A 20,687-nucleotide genomic window follows, 5' to 3' on the forward strand; every position below is an offset into this window, starting at 1 on the left:
TTTCTTTACCACTTAATCCAAGGTGCTCTGCCAGTTTCAATAACACTTGACAGTTCATCTCTTTCTCTTGCTGTATCCATACATTTCCAAAAACCATTGTACTCGTATGCCGCCATTTGTCCGTCCTTTACCAGGTTGTGCATAGGCTCTTTTTCAAAGAAAGTCTCATCACCCTCAATGTAATCAAAGACTCCCGGCTCAAGTACCATATAACCACCGTTTATACGAGCGCCGTCGATGCTGGCCTTCTCCCTGAAATCTCTGACAATTGATTTATCATTTCTGTCTATATCAAAAACTCCAAATCTCTGACCGGCAAGAATAGCAGTAACTGTAGCTATTTTGCCATGCTCACGATGGAATTTGAGAAGATCGTTCATATCAATATCACAGACGCCGTCACCATAAGTCATAAAGAAAGTTTCGTTTCCTACATGCTCTCTGATTCTCTTGATACGTCCACCTGTCATGGTACTATAGCCCGTATCAACTACCGTTACCTTCCATGGTTCTGCCTTCTGTGAATGGAATTCTACTTTGCCGTTATCAGCAAAATCAAATGTCACATCACAATTATGAAGATAATAATTGGCAAAATACTCTTTGATAACTTCCTGCTTATATCCTGCGCAGATTATAAATTCATTAAACCCATAATGGGAATATTCTTTCATGATGTGCCAGAGAATTGGTTTTCCACCGATCTCAATCATTGGCTTTGGTCTAAGATGACTCTCTTCACTGATTCTTGTTCCAAAACCACCTGCTAAAATTACTACTTTCATTACTATTCCGATTCCTTTCCAGAATGAAACTAACTGTTTAATAAACAAAAATTTATTTTAGCACAATAAGTGAGTGTCAAACCATCTTGACCATAATTTTTACATAATCCTCAGATTTTCTCTTCATTATATCCAGCCCCTTATGCAAATCTTCTAATCCGTAGCAGTGGGTAACAAGCATTTCAGGAGAAAAATGTACAAAAGCTTCATTTCCGTTGCTTTTATCTTCAAAATATCCGGGGCCGAGGTCATTAGCGGATTTCCAATTAACAAGCCTATCCAATACGTATTGTATGTCATCATGATAGGTCTTTTTCCTGCCATTTCGGCCTTCATAAGATGAATTCCAGGTTCCAAGGATTGTCATCTGGTTTCTCAGAATCTTCCAGTAAACATCCCTTCCAAGCTCCATGTCTGATGCGGGGTTTCCAACAAGCATAACGGTTCCAAGAGGAGCAGTACTCTTTATAGCCTGCTCATAGCTCTCAGATCTGCCAATGCACTCAAAATAGTAATCAACTCCCTTGCCACCAAGAAGACTCTTTACAAATCCTGTTGTGTCCTCATATCTGACGTCGCAGAACTGTTCCTTGCCATATCCCATTTCAAATAGTTTTTTCTTTTGTATATCTTTGTTGCCTATGCAATATGTCATTGGAAATCCTGCGTCGATCAGAAACATGGCCGTCAAAAGACCTATAGTCCCAAGGCCGCATACAAGAACTGTCACATTATCATAATTTTTGTTTACTTCGTATTTATTTGTCAAAAGACCTGCCCGTCTGATGGAATGTACTGCAACAGCCATTGGTTCTATCATCGCAGCTTCTATATCAGACACTTCATCCGGAAGCGGGATCAGATTCCATACAGGGACAGAAACATATTCAGCAAATCCTCCATCGCATCTTGATCCAAGGTAGTTATAGTCTTCGCACATTTCATAGTATCCGCTTTGGCACTGCGCGCAGCTATTACAGGGAATTAGCGGATATACGCCAACTCTTTTTCCAACAAGTGATGGATTGTCCTTGCATTCTTCTACAAGTCCTGAAAACTCGTGTCCCGGAATAATCGGCATGTTATGGGCTCCCGATTTATAGATTCTCGGAATGTCAGAGCCACAGATCCCGCAATATGAAACTTTAACAAGAGCCTCTCCTTTTTTGGGAACAGGCTTATCAAGCTCTGCATATTTAATATTACCAATACCGTACAGTATCTGCGCTTTCATTTTATCCACCCGTCATTCGTTTCTGATAATCTGTCTGGCTCTCTCCATATCCTCAGTAGTAGTAATCTTGAAATTTCTCTGATCTCCCGGTATCATCGCCACATCCATGCCGGCCATGATAGCAACTTCTGTTGAGCCCTTAACAAGCAATATCTTATCCGGAAGAAGATCCTCATTTGCTGCAAGATACTTATCGTACCAAAAAGCCTCCGGTGCCTGACCAGCATAAATATTATTCCTGTTTAGAAGTTCATCTACTTTCTGACCGCTTCTGCTGAAATACACAGTATCGTTCATGGGAATTACAGGCATGGCGCCGTCATGTTCATCCAGTGCCAAAAGACATTCATTAACAGTATCCACTGTAACAAATGGCCTTGCAGCGTCATGAATTATCACTCCGTCTATAGAATCCCTGCCCAATATATCCCCGATATCCTTAAGAGCATTATAGATAGACATCTGTCTGTTTTCCCCGGGATCAGAAAAGCTTAGAAATTTTTCTGCAATAGGAGAATCACTATCTTCAAAAATAGCATCTTCTATTTTTTCTCTGTAGGCTTCATCTGCCACAATCTGTATATTTCCTACGTATTCTGATTCTGAAAACGCTTTAATACTATGAAGTATCATCATTTGGCCTGACAGATCCATAAACTGTTTTGGGGTATCCCCTCCAACTCTCTCTCCCTTACCACCTGCAAGAATAATAGCTATATTCATAAAGCTCCTTTTCTTTGCCTTGACAGCAATGCCCATTTTCGCGATTTTACTAATTAATTATACGAAATAAAGCACCGCATCGCAAACCTGGTTATTATTCACAACGTAGGTCCCCGCGTCACAATCCGCCTGCAGGCCTTTCGCTCGCGCAAGATGTATTTTCTTGCCACTCCTGCCGGGATTTCAAGGCCTTAAAAATTCAGCCGTCTATTCTATGGCTCAAAGTACTCACATCCTCGGCCCGGTTTCAAGCAGATGTTGTTGCATGCGAGTCTGAGATGGCAAACGCGATTTTCTAATGTTTCCATGGCATTTTTTCACGATGCATGCGAAGCTTTGTCTGAAGCAGGACGGAGCGTTTAGTTTTGAAAATATGAAAATGACATACGATGCGTAGCATCTATAAAAAGAGAAGAACTCAACTTCTTCAAGTTTACTTGAAAGATTGAGTTCTTCTCTTTTTAATACGCTCGCTATTGCGAGCTCTGTCATTTTCATTTAGTAGATTTCTTATCCGTCCTGCAAGTTTAGCTGAGCATGCATCAATAAAAGAAAAAATGCGGAAACATCTAAGAAAATCTGCCTTTGTCAGTGACGAGCAGGCAATAACACTGCGCGGATAAAAGGGCCGTCGGATGTTCAGACAGTTGAGCCATAGACAAGAATATCCGGCTGAATTTGTGAGGCTCATGAAATAACCCGGCACTCACAAAGGCGCGAAAATACATCTTTGCGAATCGCTTACGTCTCTGCAGGCGGGTTGGCGCGGCGTGACTGCGTGTGAATAGTAACCAAACCTGCGAGCGGTGCTTATCTACTATATAATTCATCTTCAAAATGATATTGTAATATCATTCTCCAAAGATTATCACTTCATCAGAAGCGACATTATCTGCTGGCGTACTTTCATTACTGTTCGCCGAACTGTCCTCGGAAGCTTCTTTTTCTATTTCACTTTCAGTTGTCTGTTCTGTTTCTTCCAATGTAGCAGAATCTTCTGGTGTAGGCTTTTGACTTACTATTTCTTCAGTAATCTCTTCTTCAGTTTCTTCAATTTCTTCGTTTTCCTCTTCAGCTTCATTACCGGCTTCTTCCAGAAGCTGTCTTATCTTTTCAGCTCTAAGCTCCTTAAACTGTTCCTGTGCAAGAACCTCCACTTTCTCATCTACAAGACGCTGAAGTTCTTCATCAAGCAAAGTCTTAAACTGAGCATTAACAAGCTTAATCAGCTCTTCCTCTCTAAGCTTTTCAATTTTCTCACCACGCTCTTTTGCCTGAGCATTTGATAATTCTTCGGTCTGATATGGGTGGCTACTGATATAATCAGCTGCCATCTTGTCTATTTCTGACTCATACTGTTCAACTGTTTCATCAAGAGCATCTTTTTCAGGATGAATAGGAGCAGCTTCCCATGAAACTAATATAGTTGGAGAACTGTCGATTCTATTCCATTTGCCATCTGCATTACAGTCTGCATAAACCTGGAACGAAAAGGAGTCATAGTCGCTTTCTTCAAAACCTTCAGCAACTGTATAATCATATTTTTCATCTTCTTCATTCCAAACAAAACTATATGAATCATCGGGAACCGCATCAAGAACTATATCTATCCTGGCCTCGCCGTTTTCTGTCATAACTGATCTGATCCCGTCTTCATCGCAAAGTGCCATAAATATCTGCGGATTTGCACCGCCAAGCTCTGATCTGCTGCCCACAAACTCTATGCCGGCTGAATTGTTTATACTTGCCCTTATCGTTACCTGAACCGGAATATTACCGTGATTGGATATTGTGAGAAGATCACTCTTACTAGAGAACAGGTAATCCCCTTCATTATTTTTAAAAAGTATTGATGCCCCCTCTTCAACTCTTCCGCCGCCATACTTGGCAGCATCTGTATCATATACAAGCTTCATCGGGTCAATGATAAAGTCAAAGGGACTTTTTTCCCCAATAATAGGCATTTTAGTATTGATAATATCAACAGGGTGCTGATCTGTATCCACCTGACGTGCCAGGTCTTCTTCGTCTATCTCCTCAGCAAGCATGTCAACATCTATTTTTCCTAGAATTGCCTCTTTATCAATAGCTTCTCTGATTGTGTCCACGTCAACAAAAGACCTTAGGTCGTCTTTATCTATAAGAGCCCAGATCTCTTCATCATCTATTCCATATATAATTTCATCTCCTGTAATCTCTGACTCAAGTAAAGCATTTCTGACCTCTTCAAGGTCAGTAGCACTCCTTCCAGTGCCGAAGACAGATACTTCCTCGACATCCGCAGCCATTATCATTACAGGGTTTACCGCTACTAAAACAGCAGCCATCGCTGTACTTATTGCAATTTTTAGGTATTTAAGAGTCAACATCCTTGTCCCTCCTGTGAAACAAACCTAATATTGGTTCATATATTATATCGGTAAAATATTAATAATCATTAGTTTTTAGAGTAATTTCACCAAGAATTAATAATCCGGTAATAATGACTTTTAACTCTTGATACATAGGTAGTATTGTGTTATATTATATGTAGTAATCAAAACTACATGTGATTATTTTTAAAACCACACATTTGGGGGTTACACTATGACATCAAAAGAATTAAAAAAATATTTTAAAGATCATCTGGTACCTAAAAAGCTTTATAAGATAGGTGGCCATCATAAAAATAGAATCTGCCTCGACAAGACAGATAAAGGCTGGGCAGTATTTTTCCAGGATAATAAAGAGCGTATCGGAGTTATGAACTTTGTAGATGAAGCTTCTGCCTGCAACTCCATGAAGGATGAGCTTAGAAAGCTCATGGAACAGCTCTACGGAATTACATGGGCACCTGCCAAATAAATGATAATAAAATGTCCATATGGAAATGTGAAGTTATCAGACGAAAACGAACATTTCCATATGGACATTTTTTATTTTCACAATTACTCAATCCTGTTTATGACAGATAAAGCCGCCAATACAGCGCCCTGCCCCCATGGATAATTACCATAGTTCTGGTAATGAACAGCAAAGTCATCGCATGACCCCAGAGCATCAGTAACGATTCCACCATGCGCATGGGACAACATAGACTCTTTCGCCTTAATAAGGCTGTTTTTAAGTATCTCTTTTTCCTTGTCGTCTCCGTCAAACAAACCGGCTTCATATGCCTTTGCAATAGAATAAGCAATCATTCCGGTAGCAGACATATCTATATGGCCTTCCACAGCATTGATCTGCCAGCTCCAGCCACCATCTTTTCTCTGATAACAAACAGCAGTATCGCACATCTCTCTAAACCAAGGGCGAATATTAAATATTGATTTCCCCTGAAATGTGGTACTTCTTTTATCTATTTCCATTTCAAGCATTGCAGCCTCAGACATTCCAAGCATCATCCAGCCGTGTGCCCTTCCCCAGCCAAGAAGCCCTTTTCTTTCGCAGGTAACTTCTTTGCTCACGGCCTTTTTGTCAACTGAAACCTGATATCCATGGTATAAAAGTCCGCTGTTGTCATCTCGCCCATACATATGATAGTTCATGAACTGAGTGTACATCTTGCCCATGATCGCTACATAATCAGATTCATTATAATAATGCAGATCGTTTTGCGTATTATCTTCAAAAGAGCTCTCACCAGCCATTAGCTTACTGATTACATCCGCCGCCAAGAACAAAGTCGCCATCCCGACACCATCCGCAAATATATTGCGATTATTCATTCCGGGATTATAAATAAATGAACCAATATTATCAACTTTGGCTGTTTTAAGATAGTCCCTGACAACTTCCCAGCCTGCATTAAAGCTCTCAAGATGCTCTTTCTCTCCGAGTCTTAGCATACAATATCCCGCAAGTGAATCGTCTATAAAGCGTATCCTGCTGCCATAATTATTCTGCCAGAGTCTAAAATGATCTTCCAGAGCATTATGTATCTTTTTATCAAGCTCCTGCTTATCCTTGCAATTAGAAATCGCCTCGGTTAACCCCAGCATGAGCATACCTGAAGGCCAGAACATGGGATCTTTACTCCTGACAGATCTTCCAAGGAGTTTTTTAACTGTATCCTTGGCTCTCTGCGCAGGGCTTACTTTCATGATGCTATTTAGTTCATCTGCAGTTCTTGAAACTATCAGTTCATATTCATTCATAAAAGCTTTTCCTTTACTTTGCCGAATAGATACTTGAACTCTTTGGTCCTTCCGTATAGCAACAAATAAACGCCATTAAAGATCACAGTAATAATGATAGCCATTAAAAGAAATGTTCCAATGTTCAGATTCGCCAATATCCTTGTACTGATAAACCGGCAAACCACAAGAACAAATATAAGACTTGCAAGATACTTACAAGTGTCAACAAAATAACTCTTTGCCGACCTGTCAAAACATGTTCTGTAAATTATTACCGGCTTAGTCACGTTGGCGATAAGGCCTGAAACTATAGTTCCTATATATACGCCTGTGATTCCAAGAGGTGTCTGCACCAGCCAGATTGACAGGACCAGATTAACTGCTCCCTGAATAAGAGCCAGATACTTATCCGGTTCGAATACACCAGCCGCTGTCTTGTAGTTACTAAGTACAATCCTGTCGCCCTTAAAATAGTAATCCGTCAAAATGCAGTACACTGCAGCCGGAGCAAGTATCCAGCTATCTCCAAGCCATATTCTGACAAGCGGTGTCAGAAGGATCATAAATCCGACACAGGAAAAACCATATATCCAGGAAGCAAAGAATCTGTATACCCTGAACATATCGAACTGCTTTTCCTTGGACTCCGTGGCTATAAGATTTCCAAAGCTTGATATTACTGAATTAAAGATAATATTTACAAAGTTTGAAACTGTACTGATCACCATGTTGTAGTTATCCACAACGCCAGCCATGGCAACTTCAATAAGTGAAGATATAATTAGTGCATCGGTCTGAAGCCTTGCCACATCACCAACCTTATGGAAAACAAGTGCCTTGGTCTTGGTCCAGACAGCATCACTTTCATCCTTGCTAAGCTTCTGAACATTCTTTTCCCTCAGATAAGGATACATATTGTCGAGAAATCTTGAAACGAATATCTTCTGGATCAGCTGTATAACCGCATCTGTAATAAGGAAAAAGAAAAAGTTCTTAGTTATCACAATAACAAGCATCTGTATGGATACAGTAATGATCTTGGTTATTGTAATAACATTGGTCTGTATGTAGTTCTTTTGCTCAGCGTTAACAAGGCTGTACTTGTAAGCAACAAAATAGCTGCTGACTGTATTAAACAGAAAAATAAAATAGTAGGTATATAATTCTGTAGTAGTTATATTCCCGGGATTCTTAACCAATAGTTCCAGGAAGGGTGTCAACATAAGTCCAATTGCAGCTACAACTATGGCTATAATATAATAAGCCTTCCTGTATAGCTGCATATAAGACTTGATCTTCTCTTTTTCACCTCTCGCAACAGGGCCGTAGAGGCTAAAATTCAGAGCCGTTCCTATTCCAAGCTCAGCCATGTTGAGAATGGAGAGCACATTACCATAAAGGGAATTAACTCCCAGAAGAGTTTCATCCAGGTATAGGATAAACAGCTTACGCAGGATAAAAAAAACCAGCGCAGTTGCAATCTGACCTATATATCCGAATTTAATATTTCTTGTTGCAGATTTAACTCTACCCATTAAACAATCTTCCCGTCTTTATCCATCAGAATCCAGCCGTCCCAGTAATCATGCATGATATCAGGCTCACAGTGCTGATTATTGCGCATGGTAAAGGTTCTTATCACCTCATGATCCGGTCTCTTATTCAGTCTTGCTCCCCAGAAACTGAAAGTGGAATTAGCGCATATATTCCCCTTGCAGTGGCTCATGAGCATGAGATCCTGAACGCTGTCCCTGCCTGTGTTCCAGTCAATGATGGTATACAGGCTCTCATCCTTGAAGTTCTCCCTGGCATATTCATGATCACTGGTAAAAATATAAAAATGCGTATCCGGATACTTGTCCATGAAGTATTTCATGGCGCTATTGTAATACTGCTCTGTAGCAATATTTCCAAGGACCTTAAAGTTCTCCGGATCAAGATAATCCCCTCTTCTTATATGCACGCTGACAGAATTCTCTTTATCCATTTTGAGAGCCATGACCATATTCCTCTGCTGTAATTCAGGAATAGAGTGCTCCGGAAAAACAAATAATTCACGGAGCTGTGGCATTATGTCTCCATAGTATTTCTGACATGCAAAATAACCATCAATATACTTGTTGTCAAAATCAAAAATTTCCGGATGATACATCTCTTTTTCCAGAAATACGTTTTCATTATCTGAATCCTGTTTACCAAGTTTACGTCTAATCTTGCCCTTTACCTTCTCCATAAAGCTCTGTGCAAGAAGCTTATCCAGTTCTTCCTTGCTGGCTTCTTCATATGGGATTCCTACAAAAAGAGGCAGCTCAAAATCTCTTTTGGCAAGCATCTTCTCCTGAACCTTAGGCGAAAACCATGATAAATCCAGCTTAGCTTCTTTCCCCAAGCTAAGTAGCTTTCTATATACAGAATACTGTTGCATTTGGTTCCCCAAACCGCCTGCAATCTTAACTATAACCATTCCCCATACCCCCGGTACATTTTTATGTTTTTAATTATTTGCAATGATCCACTTATATGCCCTGATCATTGCATCCGGCTCACTGATCTCCTGAACCGGCAGAACATAATTCTCATATGTTCCAAAAAGATCTGTAGCAATTCCTCTGCTCTTTACAGAGTATCCAATTACAAGTGTAGGTACACCTGAGCTGTAAGCTGCAATTGTAGAATGTGTCCTTGCGCCTACAAAAAAGCTGCACATAGAAATATACCCCTTAAGTTCCTGTGCAGGAGCATCGCCGATTAGTGTAACCCTCTTTGAATCCTTAAACTCAAGATAAAGCTCCTCAAGTGGTCTCCTGTCGTCATTACTTGGCCATACAACATGAGGAACAAGTGCTATATTCTGATCAGTTTCATTCAGGATATACCTGATAAAATTCCTGTAATTCTCAATCGTTATGCCCGGAATCTTCTCTTTGTCCTGAACCATCGGACTAAGGTTAATTCCTATGGTCTTGCCTGGAACAAATGCCTTGGATACAGTAACCTTGCTGGTTTCCAGCTCAAAAGCAGGGTCTCTGCGCAATATGACCTTATCTTCAGAAATACCTGCGTCCAAAAGAGCCTTGTAAGTAATCGACTCTCTTGCATATATTTTTGAATATGAATCAAGATCTTGTACGAGCTTTTGATCCTTAAGAGAATCCGGCTCTATAGAGCATCCCCAGAGAACTGTCTCAAAGCCCTTTTGTCTAAAAACATTATGGGCAAGAATTAAATCCTCTACCATATCAGGATAGCAATAATTATCACCGCCAATTGATACTGCAAGTGGTGTCACATTCTGATACTCTGCTGTTATTTTACGGAAAAGAGAAAAAGCATCCTTATACTTGTATCTGAGAAAAGACTCCCTGTCCCCGGTGATCTTGCGGTAGACATAATAGAAAATGTGAGCAATTGTATCTCTGTCAATATGCCTGTCTTCAACAAGCCTGCACAAGCCTTCTTTTTCCAGATGAGCCAGAGAATATCTGCGGTCCTCATCTACACTGTTTGAAACCACCAAAACCGGGATACTGGTGCTGACACCTGCTTCCTTTCTCAGTTTTGCTATCAATTTGACAGTGCTGTTAACAATTGCCTCGCAGCCATGATTGCCTGAACCGGCGTGCATATATAAAATTATTGGTCTGTTAAGATCCATACTCATCACTTAGCCCCTTTATGTCTGGCATACAGATTAAGATATAAATCAGGACTTATCCTGAACATCATCACTTTTATTTTATGTCCGATAGGAAGTCCGGCAAAGGCCCCCCTTGTCTTAAGCGCATGTCTTATCTGTTCATTAACCAGCTTCATAGCTTCTTTATCAAGCTTTTCATCACGTAAGTCTCCCTGAGTTGCAACCTTCCCCGCAACCAAAAGAGCTGTCAATATCTGAGACACAGCTACTGAAACAAATGCATATGGCGAAAAGTACTCCTTAGCTTCCATAAGCTTATCCTCTGCAAGCCTCCAGCACTTTATCTGATCAAGATAGCTCTTTTTAAATGCTCTGTTCATTGCGCTGTTCTCATTTTCAGAGTAAATATAGTCACCGTCGGCTATACAGCGAATACTATACTTTTTCTCAAGATACAGAGCATAATCCATGAGAAATAGCAGATCTTCGCCTATTGTAAGGCCCTCTATAAATCTGATCCCGCCTTCAACAATTGAAGCTCTGTCAAAAAGTTTGCCCCAAACATGGGTATTTTCACGAAGGATCACATTTTCTATGTACTGATAGCCATTTATTTTCCTGGTAGCTGAATAATTATCCGTTTCATCTACCAAAAGAGTACTCTCATCAGCAAATTTGATCATATTGCCCAAAAGTCCATCTGTAACCGCATCATCCGCATCTACAAACACGACAAATCTGCCTGTAGCCTCGCTAATACCGATATTTCTGGCACGTGATACTCCACCGTTATCTGTATGCTTAACCTTTATCCTTCCAAGCTCATCTCCTGCTGCAAGTTCATCACATAGGATATCACTCCCGTCTGTAGAACCGTCATCAACAAGAATAATTTCAATTTCTTTCGGATCAAGATTCTTTTGGTTCAAACATGACAAGACACACCTCTTTAGTGTGTCCTTAGCCTGATATACAGGAATGATCATGCTGATTGTCTTATTCCTATCCAAAGACATAAATAATCCCTACTCCATATTAGTATAAAGTCCACTCATCTCTTGGAACGCCATGTATTGTTCCAAGTCCATAATGTTCAGCAAGTACCTGATTTATCCAGAATCTCCATTCCTCCTGGATATCATTCTCATAGGCTACAGTAAATCTATTCTCCCACTGTGGTCTTAATATAGGCGCCTGAACATTAGCCCCCGGCTCTACATCCAGTTCTGAGAGATAAACGTCTCTCTCGTCAACTTCTCTTTTGATTCTGGCAAGATTAGCCCCATCCTCTATATATCCCAGGAGGAAAAAGACTCCAAACACTGCGACGATGCAGGCAAGAGCAGCCTGAAGAAGCTTCTCAGAAGACATTGATAATATCGAAATCCCCTGAGCTATTGCCGTCATCAGAAAAATACTTGCACCATAATATGATCTGAGTGCAGAAGAAGGGACCATTATAAGCGCATAGCATGTCGCCAGGAATAAAAAGCCAAACATAGCCATTACTGACATCTTTTCAAGTATCTTCTTGTCACGTCCAAATACGAACAATGCAATTATTACAATTGATACAAACACAGCAACCAGAACAAAATAGTAATCCTTGATAACAAGGGTTATCTTAAGAAACCTTGCTACAAGCGCCAAAAGTCCGGTATGCTCCTCTTCAGTAACAGATAATCTTCCAAAGTTACCAGGAGCAGAAACCATAAGTCCAAACCCAACAAGGCTTCCCACCAGTCCTGTTATCATATATGGCCTGATAAAACTAAAGCTCTTTTTACTGATAACAAAGTGATATACCAGTTCGATCAGTATGAACAAAATCAGACCACCGGATGTATTTTCATTACACCAGCCAGCCAAAACTCCAAAAAAGAACATTCCTACAGCAAGTAAGGCACCATTCTTCTGCTGCCTGATGCTCTTTCTAAAAAGAGTAATAAAGCCCATTATGATAGTAGTCGTAAAGAGATAGTTGCAAGCCCCATCTTCCCAGAAAACTGTATTTGCAATGGCCGGATCAAAAAACCACAGCATTATCAGTATGAATCCATACACGCGAACATCAAATTCTTTTCTGACATCAACGTTTAGATAAATAAGTAGCGATAACAATGTAAATACCGCGCCGGCAACAACATTAAATACGCCCTTTACTCCGATATACAGAAAGACTCTGAGGATCATGTGCGCAACGCTTCGGCCGGTATGTCCTACCCAATGCTCATATTCCTGAGCAAAAAGATCAAAAAAGCTATTGGCCCCTGCAACAGTATCCATATAAATTATGTCATCTGACAGATATGGCGTTAAAAACTCATAAATAGTCACAGCCAAAAACGCCACTATAACCATTATGTAAAAAACATTCTTCCTAGTCTTTAGAGACATTTTTATTTATCATCCTTTCACTAAAAGAGCACAGATAGACGCCCATAATAGGAAGCATCAAATTTCTTCCGATATACACAGACACAAATGTAGCCTCAATAACCGTATATATTGACATCGAAAGAAGAAGCAACACACTCCATAAGTCTCTTCTCTTGTAACAGACATATATAAATACTATGAGTAGTATACAGATAAGTGCTGCCGGTATTATTCCGTACCAATAGATAAGCCTGACCCATCCCATGTCAAAGTATTCTTCTGACATTCTGTCTGAAAACAGTTTCCAGGTTCCTATAGAACCTGCATGTTTCTCATTTCCTCTGTACAGGTCGTGTATCCTGTTGTTTAACAGTTCATCTATAGCTTCAATCTGCTTATAATGCGGATAATGAAACTCATACCTTGGCACCGGGCTCACAATTGCTCCCCAGGTAGAGAAGGCCACACACATAAACGGAGTTACTATTCCTGTAAGTATATAGAATATCTTTTTCCCACTGATCAGTGGAACATATCTGACTATCAGAGCCAGTATAAAAGTTGCAATACCAATCAAAAAAGCTGTTCTTGAAGTTGTCAGCTGATACATGCCACATATTATTGCAAGCAAAACTGCGTACATCCACAATTTGGCCTTACTGCCGTATATCCACAACCACATCAGTATCAGTGCATACACACAGCCCCAAAGAGCATTAGGGTGGCCAAAGCCAAGTACGTACCTTAATTCATTGACATTTCCCCTGCCATAATCCTGTATGACATATACTCTTCCTACAATTCCCAATATTGAAAGAATTGCTATAAGCGAAAATCCGGACAGGCACGTATAAAAAACAAACTTCATAGTCTTGCCCAGATTAATATCGCGAGCCGCCATAACAAATGTTGCATACCTAAGAAGTTCATTCCTACCTGTAATCTTGTAGCAAATAAACGTAAATAACAAGATACATGCAATTATTACCCACTCTTTTTTCTCATGATGGTTGATAAACACGGCCAAAAGAGTAAGCATAAACGTCAATCTGAAAACATAGCTTTCAAAGCTAAAGTACAGCTCACTTTTTTCGACAATCATCAGCACAAGTTCTATTACAAGAGCCAGATAAAAAAGCCTGTTAGATATTCTCTTTCTTCCCTCTACCGTCAGATAATCCATAAATAATCTCTTATTTCCTTATTGTCCTCAGTATCTTGTGATATGCCTTACGGCAGAATCTTCCCAACGTAATATCCAACTTGTGGTAAGCTCTTGAAATTGCTGTTATTTTCGGCATTACCAGATATCCATATTCTTCAAAATGACTTCTCAAAAATTCTGGATATGAATCATCAATCTCAACTCTCTCAAATCTGGCATTTCTGCCAAATATGTCCTGTCCAAGAATTAGTCTGTCCATAGTTTCAGCTAGGATTTCTCTGTCATTATACTCCTGATGAGCGGCAGCCTTGACCTTAACCCCGATACGCTTAACAGGGTTTGTCTCTCCCTTTCCACCCATATAGCCAAAGTGCCAGCCTCCATTATCCACCCGAACAGACCGGGCATCAGTTACAGGGACCAGGTCCCTTAGCCTTACTATTCCTTCTGATGGAATATTATTAAGGCCAGTGATTTTCGTACCAAGCCATTTTCTGTCGCATCTTGGGATTTCCGGAAAATCACCTGTTATAGACATTAGTTCTCCGGACTTTTCTTCCATGTTCAAAAAGGCATAAAAATTACGCTGAGCAAGATGGTAAACCTTAGTTTTATCAAAACCGTTTATAATCTTCTCAAGTACTTCCGGATTAGGAATTTCATCAACGTCACCAAAAATGATGATGTCATCTTCACCTGCACCAACTTTTTTTAGCCCTTCCATGAGATGATTCTTTTGGAAATAGTCTCTCTCATGGGTCATTGAAAACTCTCTGTCCTCTGAAACTACTACGTAAATTATCTTATCAAGAAATTCTTTAAACTCTGCTTTGTACTTATCAAAACAGAGCTCTTTTGGCTCTCCGGAAAAAGTTGTCGTTGCTTCCTCAATAATGAACTTATCCACATATGGATTTAATATGTTGAGGCGCATCTTTAAAATATCTACCTCATTAAAAAAAGGTACGCAATCAATTACCATTATTTATGTCCTCTTTCCAACCAAGTAACCGTTTAACAAAGCGTTTGATCCCGAACTTGCCTGCTGAAAGCATAAGCGCCCAAAACGGGTTATCCCTGTTCATCAGATCATAGACAAACACTTCTCCTTCAGGTGCCCAGTCAGGCAGAGCCATTGTGGCATATTTTTCGTAAAAAGGCATTTTAATCATTTCTCTAAGATACTCAGCCTTTTTGCCAAAAGGAATGCTGGAATATATAAGATTACTGACAGCAATTGCACAGGTCAAAGTTTTTCTTTTATCCACAATATCTGTATATTGGTTGTCTATGCATTGCCATTTTCGAATATACTTATCAAACTGTTCCCAGGCGCAAATCTGGTCTTCCATATATTGTCTATGAAAAGCACTTGTCAATCCAAGCGAATTCTGATTGTAATAATATAATATCCTGTTAATGAATACTATCGTATCTGCCTTATCTATAAATTCAGCAGTCTGTAACAAGTCCTCTCCGTGATTAAGCCTGAGTCCTTCAAAGCAATCAGTCCTTCTGGCAAAACCCTTTCTGATAGCTTTGTTCCACATTGCATTAAGCGCATCAGATGAACTCATCACATCGTAAAACACCTGTTTTTCATCTGCTGAATATACTTTATTTTCATCAAAAGGGAATGAAAAAAGTTTCTCTTCTCTGTATATGCTATCTGCAGCATTATAAACAACTATATCCGGCTCGAAGCCTCTTTTTTGATACGATGAAATGCTGTTAGACAAAACATCAAACATGTCCGTAGCTACTTCATCATCAGAATCGCAAAAGACAAGATAGTCACCGCCTGCAAGCTTAATTCCTTCAAGTCTTGCCCTAAACGCTCCTATCGGACCATAATGATAACTCTTAACATAATCATATCTGTCTGCATAATGATCGCAGCTACCTGCGCTTTCATCACTTGAGCCATTCTCAACAAGAATGACTTCCAGTTGGTATCCCTTTTCATATGCAGAAATAAGTGGCTTCATAGCACCGTCTATATACTTTTCAGCATTGTGTACCGGAATAATAATAGAAAATGTCATTGAACGTTATGCTCCTCTTTCCATTTGCGAGTTCTACGCCAGAAAAGAAGTGGTCTCACAGCATTCTTAAATCTTTTGACAGGACTATAGAACCTTGGATAGTTTTCATTTTCTCCCCACCATTTATGAAACACAAATGGCTCTATTCCTTTATTCTCAGGAAGTGGATGCTCTCTCCCAAACAGTACTGCCTTTTCTATCGGAGCCCACCTTAGTCCATCATCTTCCATTTCATTTTTATGCATGCAGCACAGGAAAATGTCTTCATTATAAAAATCATCAAAGCCCTTTTCCCATGGAAGATCATGAGTTTTGGGATAATCCATCAGACGCTTGGATCTTATGGAAACAGAATTACCAACTCTGCATATTTCGCCCCTACTGTCTCTGTAGGCATATTCATTGGTTGGAAGTGGCCATGGTGAACCAATATAATCATATTCAAGAAATTCATCTCGCCAATTCTCGGGGTGTATTACAAATCCATCCGCATGCACTATTAGCGCATAATTGGTTCGAATATGCTCACCCAATTCATAGGTCATTTTATAATTAAATTTATCAATATTATCAAGTTTATCAGTATGGCTGTATCTAATACCCTTGGGCATGAAAAGAGGTTTCTTATGTGTTACTATAACAGCATCACCAAACTCTATTTCCCTCATGCTATATTCCATAGCTTTTAAAGTCTCATATATATCCACACTGGTCATAGCCACCAGCGTCACGTCAGGCAGCTTCTTCTTAGCCCTAGCTTCCATATTACTGTCTTTCCAAATAGTCAACTTTATTATTAACTGTAATTCTTACATCATTACCTGTTACGCTCTAAATACCTTTATCAGCCCGGTTCTGCGCTCCAGACTTCGCCAGATTTTTTTGCCCATATATACTGAGTATAAATACTTGGCCCGTATGTTCTGCATACACTTTCTAATAGTCCCCGGCTTAACATTTATCCTGCGATAAGTAGCTGATGTTCTCTTATATTCCTCCAGTTCTGCCTTACATTCCTCAGGAGTAAATATTCTGCCTTTTTTATCCATGTAATGAAAACAACTATAAATATTCTGTTCAGAAGCCCAATAGCCGTCTGAAACGTTATGTCTGGCCCAATACTTAGGCGCTATTGCATATTTAAGTTCATCACTTGTAAGTGCTGGAAAAACAGCAAATGATGAATTAGACAAAAGAAGATATCTGGCGTTCTTGATTGTAACATAGTCTTTACCAATATCATTTCTCACAGCCCTAACTTCAGGCAATATCTTATATGCCGCCTCAACATCATCTGTAACAGCCAGAAATTCCATATCCGGTCTTATTTTACGCATCTGTCTGATCCCATGTACCCAGTAACTGCGATCAAGCCATAACTCCGGTGAATTAGAATAATCTCCGCACCTTAAATGTATGATGCACAGATTATCCCTGGTATATTCATGTGAATCATACTCCGGTTTGATCTTAAGCCAGTCTTTAAGCTTATCCTTATATTTTTGGAAATAAGCCTCTGCCTGAAGATTACCGTACATCAGAGTATTATCCTGTATATTCTCAAACTCAGGATCAACGCCACTGATATAGGCACCGTGTGTCATATCATGGACAGAATTGCCAAGATACAATCTGTTGTCGTTATCCTCAAAAATCTTGAACTTATCCTTATCTTCCGCTTTTATCTCTTTACCGAGGTCAATATCCATAAAATACATTCCTGTATCTGAATGCATATTGTTGGCAAGTCCTTTTGGATTGATAATACCAAACTCAAATCCTTTTTCCTCAGCTACAGCTCTCATTGATACGTACCAAAAAAGCTGATTTCCTAGTCCAAAGCCATGTTCAAACTCTGTTCCTATCATATAAACCTCTTGATCATCCCTGAATAATTGTTTTGCCCTTAAGCGTTGTCTCTCTCACCTGCTCATCACTAACTTCATAGATAATATCACAGTCAGCAATAGTGTTAAGTCTGTGAGCAATGATTACCATAGTCTTCTTACCATGGAATCCGTTGATTGCCTCCATAACTGCCGCTTCGGTTTCATTATCGAGTGCACTTGTAGCCTCATCAAAGACAAGTATCTCAGGATTATGATAAAGAGCTCTGGCAATACCAATACGCTGTCTCTGCCCACCTGAAAGCCTTACTCCTCTGTCTCCGATCGTTGTATCAAGGCCGTCTGGAAGAGACCTTACAAAATCTGCAAGCTGGGCTTCTTCCATTACTTCCCAGATTCTATTCTCATCAATCGCATCTGCATCCATACCAAGAGCAATATTCTCTCTGATAGTCTCGTCAACCAGATAAATTGACTGTGGAATGTATCCAATCTGTGAAAGCCAGGAGTCATAGTTGCTGAAAATACTAGAACCATCACACAAAATCTCACCGGACTGAACATGCAACAGTCCTAACAGAATATCTACTACTGTAGACTTTCCTGCACCTGATGGTCCCATGATTCCAACAGACTTTCCCTTAGGAATTACCATGTTCGCCTTAGTAAAGATATTCTTATCTGAATCAGGATAAGCAAAAGTGATATCCTTAAGTTCAATCTTATCTTCAAGATGAAGGGCTGGGCCTGCAATAGCTGCCCTCTCTGCTCTCATAGCCTTATCACTCTTCATTGACTCGGTAAGATTCTCATAAAGATAATCCAATGAATACTGATTATAGGCAACTTCTGTAATATAAGTATTAATTCGGTTTGCAGAAGGCATGATCCTCATAGCAGCAAGACCAAAGGCGGTAAGCTGTGGAATAAGTAGCCCTACATCACCACCTCTTAATATATAGACCAGGATAAACAGCATAACCGATGCCATAAATACTGTCTCGATCATTAGCCTTGGCACACTATTAAGTACCGCATAATCTCTGGCAATGTTGGCGCCAACCTTACCTGATTCATAGTAATTACGAATGTAAAAATCCTGTCTGTTAAGTACCTTGACATCCTTAAGGCCATAAATAGCCTGAAGTCTCCATCTGGCAATCCTTGACTGAGTCTCCTGATTACGTCTTCCAATATCGTTAAGCCTTGGCTTAAGTCCCTTGACACTGATAAATGTCATCACCAAAAGAACTACTATCATAAGCAGTGTCATCTGCCAGTTAACAAGCATAAGGACCACTCCAAGGAATGTTGAAACTACAAGCTCTGTTAAAAGAGAAAGAAGAGCAAGTACAAGTGAAAAAACTCTTGGAATATCACTGTCTGTAATTCTAAATACAGTAGGAATATCCGCGCCAAGATAATCTTCGTAAGGTCTGTTCAAGAATTCTCTCATGACACGGCTTATCATATCGTTTCTGGCTCTTGCCACAAAAGTATTCTGTTTGTATATCAAAAAGAGCATATAAGTATTCTTGACTACAAAAAGAGCTATCATTGTTATCAGAAGCACACAGGCTATCTTCATGTCACTATCAAGGCCAAGAATATTTATCAAATTGCTTACCTGTTCATGTCTGTCAATAAAATCATGCAGAGTTTTGGGGACTATGATAGTTGAAACGACAGGGACCATCACCGATACACCAAGTGTTTCAAATACGCCTCCAATCAGTATAAGGACAGCCAGTAAAACCAGCTGTCCCTTTTGTTTTTTATCAAATATATAGCCTATCTTCCCGAGAAGAGAAACCTTCTCAGTGTTTTTATTGTTGCTCATTACATATTTCCCATCTAAATACTATATAGCTATTTTTTTCATTCTGGCAGTATAGATATCATCCATCTTCCTGTTATTGATCCACTTTGAAGGGGCGATAACTATCTTGCCTGGATTATCATTAAGCCATGCTGCCCACCAGCTAAAAGAACTGTTAGCCAGTATATGGTGTTTGCACCTGCTCATAAGAGTCATTTCAGCTATATCTGTGTTGGTATCCTCATCCAGATCGACCACAAAGAAATTCGGTCCCCTGAAATGCTGTCTGCACCAGTCCTTATCATCAGTAAAAATAAAGAACACAGCACTTGGATACTGATTTCTCACTTCGTCAATTGCTGACTTGTAATACTTCTCAGTACAGATATTGTGAATATGAATATGTTCCTCATCAATGTAGTCTGTTCGTCTGATATGCAGGCTTACAGACTCACAACATTCAATCTGCTGTAAAATAGTCCAGCTGACACTATCCTGCATAACTTCCTGAGGTCTTTTCTCAAAAGCTTCTCTTATCTCTTTCTCAACCTCTTCATTTGCAAAATACTTGTCACTCTGCCAATAGCCAACAAGATAAGCATCCTCAACCTCAAGAATCCTGGGGTCAAAGATTCCTGACTCCTCATCAATTCTGAAAGTCTTCCTACCTGTAAGCTTTCTCCTGATCCTGCTGAAAATATCCATCTTGGAATCAGTCAGCTTAACAATCTCTTCTCTGGTGGCCTTATCATAGCTTATTCCAAATCTCTGTAAAACAGGAATTCGAAGTTCATCATCCACAAATCCCGTTTCGTCATCGATCTTAACTTCACGGCCAAGCTTTTTGAGCTGCCTGTATAGAGCGTACTGGAACATTTGATTGCCCATTCCGCCCTTCAACTGAATTATTATCATATCCCCTCCAAAGAAAGTAG

General features: G+C 39.8%; 18 protein-coding genes. 1 reads left to right on the forward strand and 17 read right to left on the reverse strand.

From position 1 onward, the window contains the following. Window positions 1-5: 5 nt before the first annotated feature. From rfbF to BPR_RS12765, 4 genes are all read right to left on the reverse strand, one after another. Window positions 6-785 carry a glucose-1-phosphate cytidylyltransferase gene (gene rfbF, locus BPR_RS12750; RefSeq protein ID WP_013281896.1) on the reverse strand — a complete coding sequence of 260 codons (780 nt, stop codon included), beginning with the start codon at window positions 783-785 and terminating at the stop codon, window positions 6-8. Between the two features lie 76 nt (window positions 786-861). Further along, entirely contained in the window at window positions 862-2,019 is a 1,158-nt protein-coding gene (locus BPR_RS12755; protein ID WP_013281897.1) for a galactitol-1-phosphate 5-dehydrogenase, read from the reverse strand. A gap of 12 nt (window positions 2,020-2,031) precedes the next feature. Continuing rightward, entirely contained in the window at window positions 2,032-2,742 is a 711-nt protein-coding gene (locus BPR_RS12760; protein ID WP_013281898.1) for an IspD/TarI family cytidylyltransferase, read from the reverse strand. Between the two features lie 851 nt (window positions 2,743-3,593). After that, complete coding sequence (locus BPR_RS12765) at window positions 3,594-5,111, reverse strand: hypothetical protein (protein ID WP_013281899.1); 1,518 nt, start codon at window positions 5,109-5,111, stop codon at window positions 3,594-3,596. A gap of 217 nt (window positions 5,112-5,328) precedes the next feature. On the opposite strand from BPR_RS12765, the gene BPR_RS12770 reads away from it, so the two are divergent. After that, on the forward strand, window positions 5,329-5,586 hold the full coding sequence (locus BPR_RS12770; protein WP_013281900.1) for a hypothetical protein: 258 nt from the start codon (window positions 5,329-5,331) through the stop codon (window positions 5,584-5,586). An 83-nt stretch (window positions 5,587-5,669) separates the two neighbouring features. Here the strand turns inward: BPR_RS12770 and BPR_RS12775 are convergent, their stop codons facing one another. The 13 genes from BPR_RS12775 to BPR_RS12835 are packed head-to-tail and all read right to left on the reverse strand — an operon-like array spanning window position 5,670 to window position 20,667. After that, entirely contained in the window at window positions 5,670-6,878 is a 1,209-nt protein-coding gene (locus tag BPR_RS12775; RefSeq protein ID WP_013281901.1) for a glycoside hydrolase family 88 protein, read from the reverse strand. Continuing rightward, on the reverse strand, window positions 6,875-8,395 hold the full coding sequence (locus tag BPR_RS12780) for a lipopolysaccharide biosynthesis protein (RefSeq protein WP_013281902.1): 1,521 nt from the start codon (window positions 8,393-8,395) through the stop codon (window positions 6,875-6,877). Before BPR_RS12780 ends, BPR_RS12775 begins: the two co-directional genes overlap by 4 nt. Beyond that, window positions 8,395-9,324 carry an alpha-1,2-fucosyltransferase gene (locus BPR_RS12785; protein WP_013281903.1) on the reverse strand — a complete coding sequence of 310 codons (930 nt, stop codon included), beginning with the start codon at window positions 9,322-9,324 and terminating at the stop codon, window positions 8,395-8,397. Before BPR_RS12785 ends, BPR_RS12780 begins: the two co-directional genes overlap by 1 nt. Window positions 9,325-9,354: 30 nt before the next feature. Further along, window positions 9,355-10,521 carry a polysaccharide pyruvyl transferase family protein gene (locus BPR_RS12790; RefSeq protein WP_013281904.1) on the reverse strand — a complete coding sequence of 389 codons (1,167 nt, stop codon included), beginning with the start codon at window positions 10,519-10,521 and terminating at the stop codon, window positions 9,355-9,357. Then, window positions 10,521-11,513, reverse strand: coding sequence for a glycosyltransferase family 2 protein (locus tag BPR_RS19990; RefSeq protein ID WP_013281905.1), 993 nt, complete (start codon window positions 11,511-11,513; stop codon window positions 10,521-10,523). Before BPR_RS19990 ends, BPR_RS12790 begins: the two co-directional genes overlap by 1 nt. 19 nt (window positions 11,514-11,532) lie before the next feature. Further along, the gene (locus tag BPR_RS12800; RefSeq protein WP_013281906.1) at window positions 11,533-12,894 is read right to left on the reverse strand and encodes a DUF3329 domain-containing protein; all 1,362 of its coding nucleotides are present in this window, start codon (window positions 12,892-12,894) and stop codon (window positions 11,533-11,535) included. Continuing rightward, window positions 12,878-14,059, reverse strand: a complete 1,182-nt coding sequence (locus tag BPR_RS12805; RefSeq protein ID WP_013281907.1) for a hypothetical protein — start codon at window positions 14,057-14,059, stop codon at window positions 12,878-12,880. The genes BPR_RS12800 and BPR_RS12805 overlap by 17 nt, the downstream gene beginning before the upstream one ends. A gap of 10 nt (window positions 14,060-14,069) precedes the next feature. After that, entirely contained in the window at window positions 14,070-15,023 is a 954-nt protein-coding gene (locus BPR_RS12810; protein WP_013281908.1) for a glycosyltransferase family 17 protein, read from the reverse strand. Then, complete coding sequence (locus BPR_RS19995) at window positions 15,013-16,086, reverse strand: glycosyltransferase family A protein (protein ID WP_013281909.1); 1,074 nt, start codon at window positions 16,084-16,086, stop codon at window positions 15,013-15,015. The genes BPR_RS12810 and BPR_RS19995 overlap by 11 nt, the downstream gene beginning before the upstream one ends. Then, window positions 16,083-16,850 (reverse strand): DUF5672 family protein, encoded by a 768-nt coding sequence (locus BPR_RS12820; RefSeq protein WP_174261970.1) that lies wholly within the window; start codon window positions 16,848-16,850, stop codon window positions 16,083-16,085. The genes BPR_RS19995 and BPR_RS12820 overlap by 4 nt, the downstream gene beginning before the upstream one ends. 60 nt (window positions 16,851-16,910) lie before the next feature. Next, entirely contained in the window at window positions 16,911-17,954 is a 1,044-nt protein-coding gene (locus tag BPR_RS12825) for an O-fucosyltransferase family protein (protein ID WP_013281911.1), read from the reverse strand. Window positions 17,955-17,967: 13 nt separating this feature from the next. Then, window positions 17,968-19,773, reverse strand: coding sequence for an ABC transporter ATP-binding protein (locus BPR_RS12830; protein WP_013281912.1), 1,806 nt, complete (start codon window positions 19,771-19,773; stop codon window positions 17,968-17,970). A 21-nt stretch (window positions 19,774-19,794) separates the two neighbouring features. After that, complete coding sequence (locus tag BPR_RS12835) at window positions 19,795-20,667, reverse strand: alpha-1,2-fucosyltransferase (protein ID WP_013281913.1); 873 nt, start codon at window positions 20,665-20,667, stop codon at window positions 19,795-19,797. Window positions 20,668-20,687 lie beyond the last annotated feature (20 nt).

This window comes from Butyrivibrio proteoclasticus B316 (genome assembly GCF_000145035.1).
In the GTDB taxonomy this organism is placed as follows: domain Bacteria; phylum Bacillota; class Clostridia; order Lachnospirales; family Lachnospiraceae; genus Butyrivibrio; species Butyrivibrio proteoclasticus.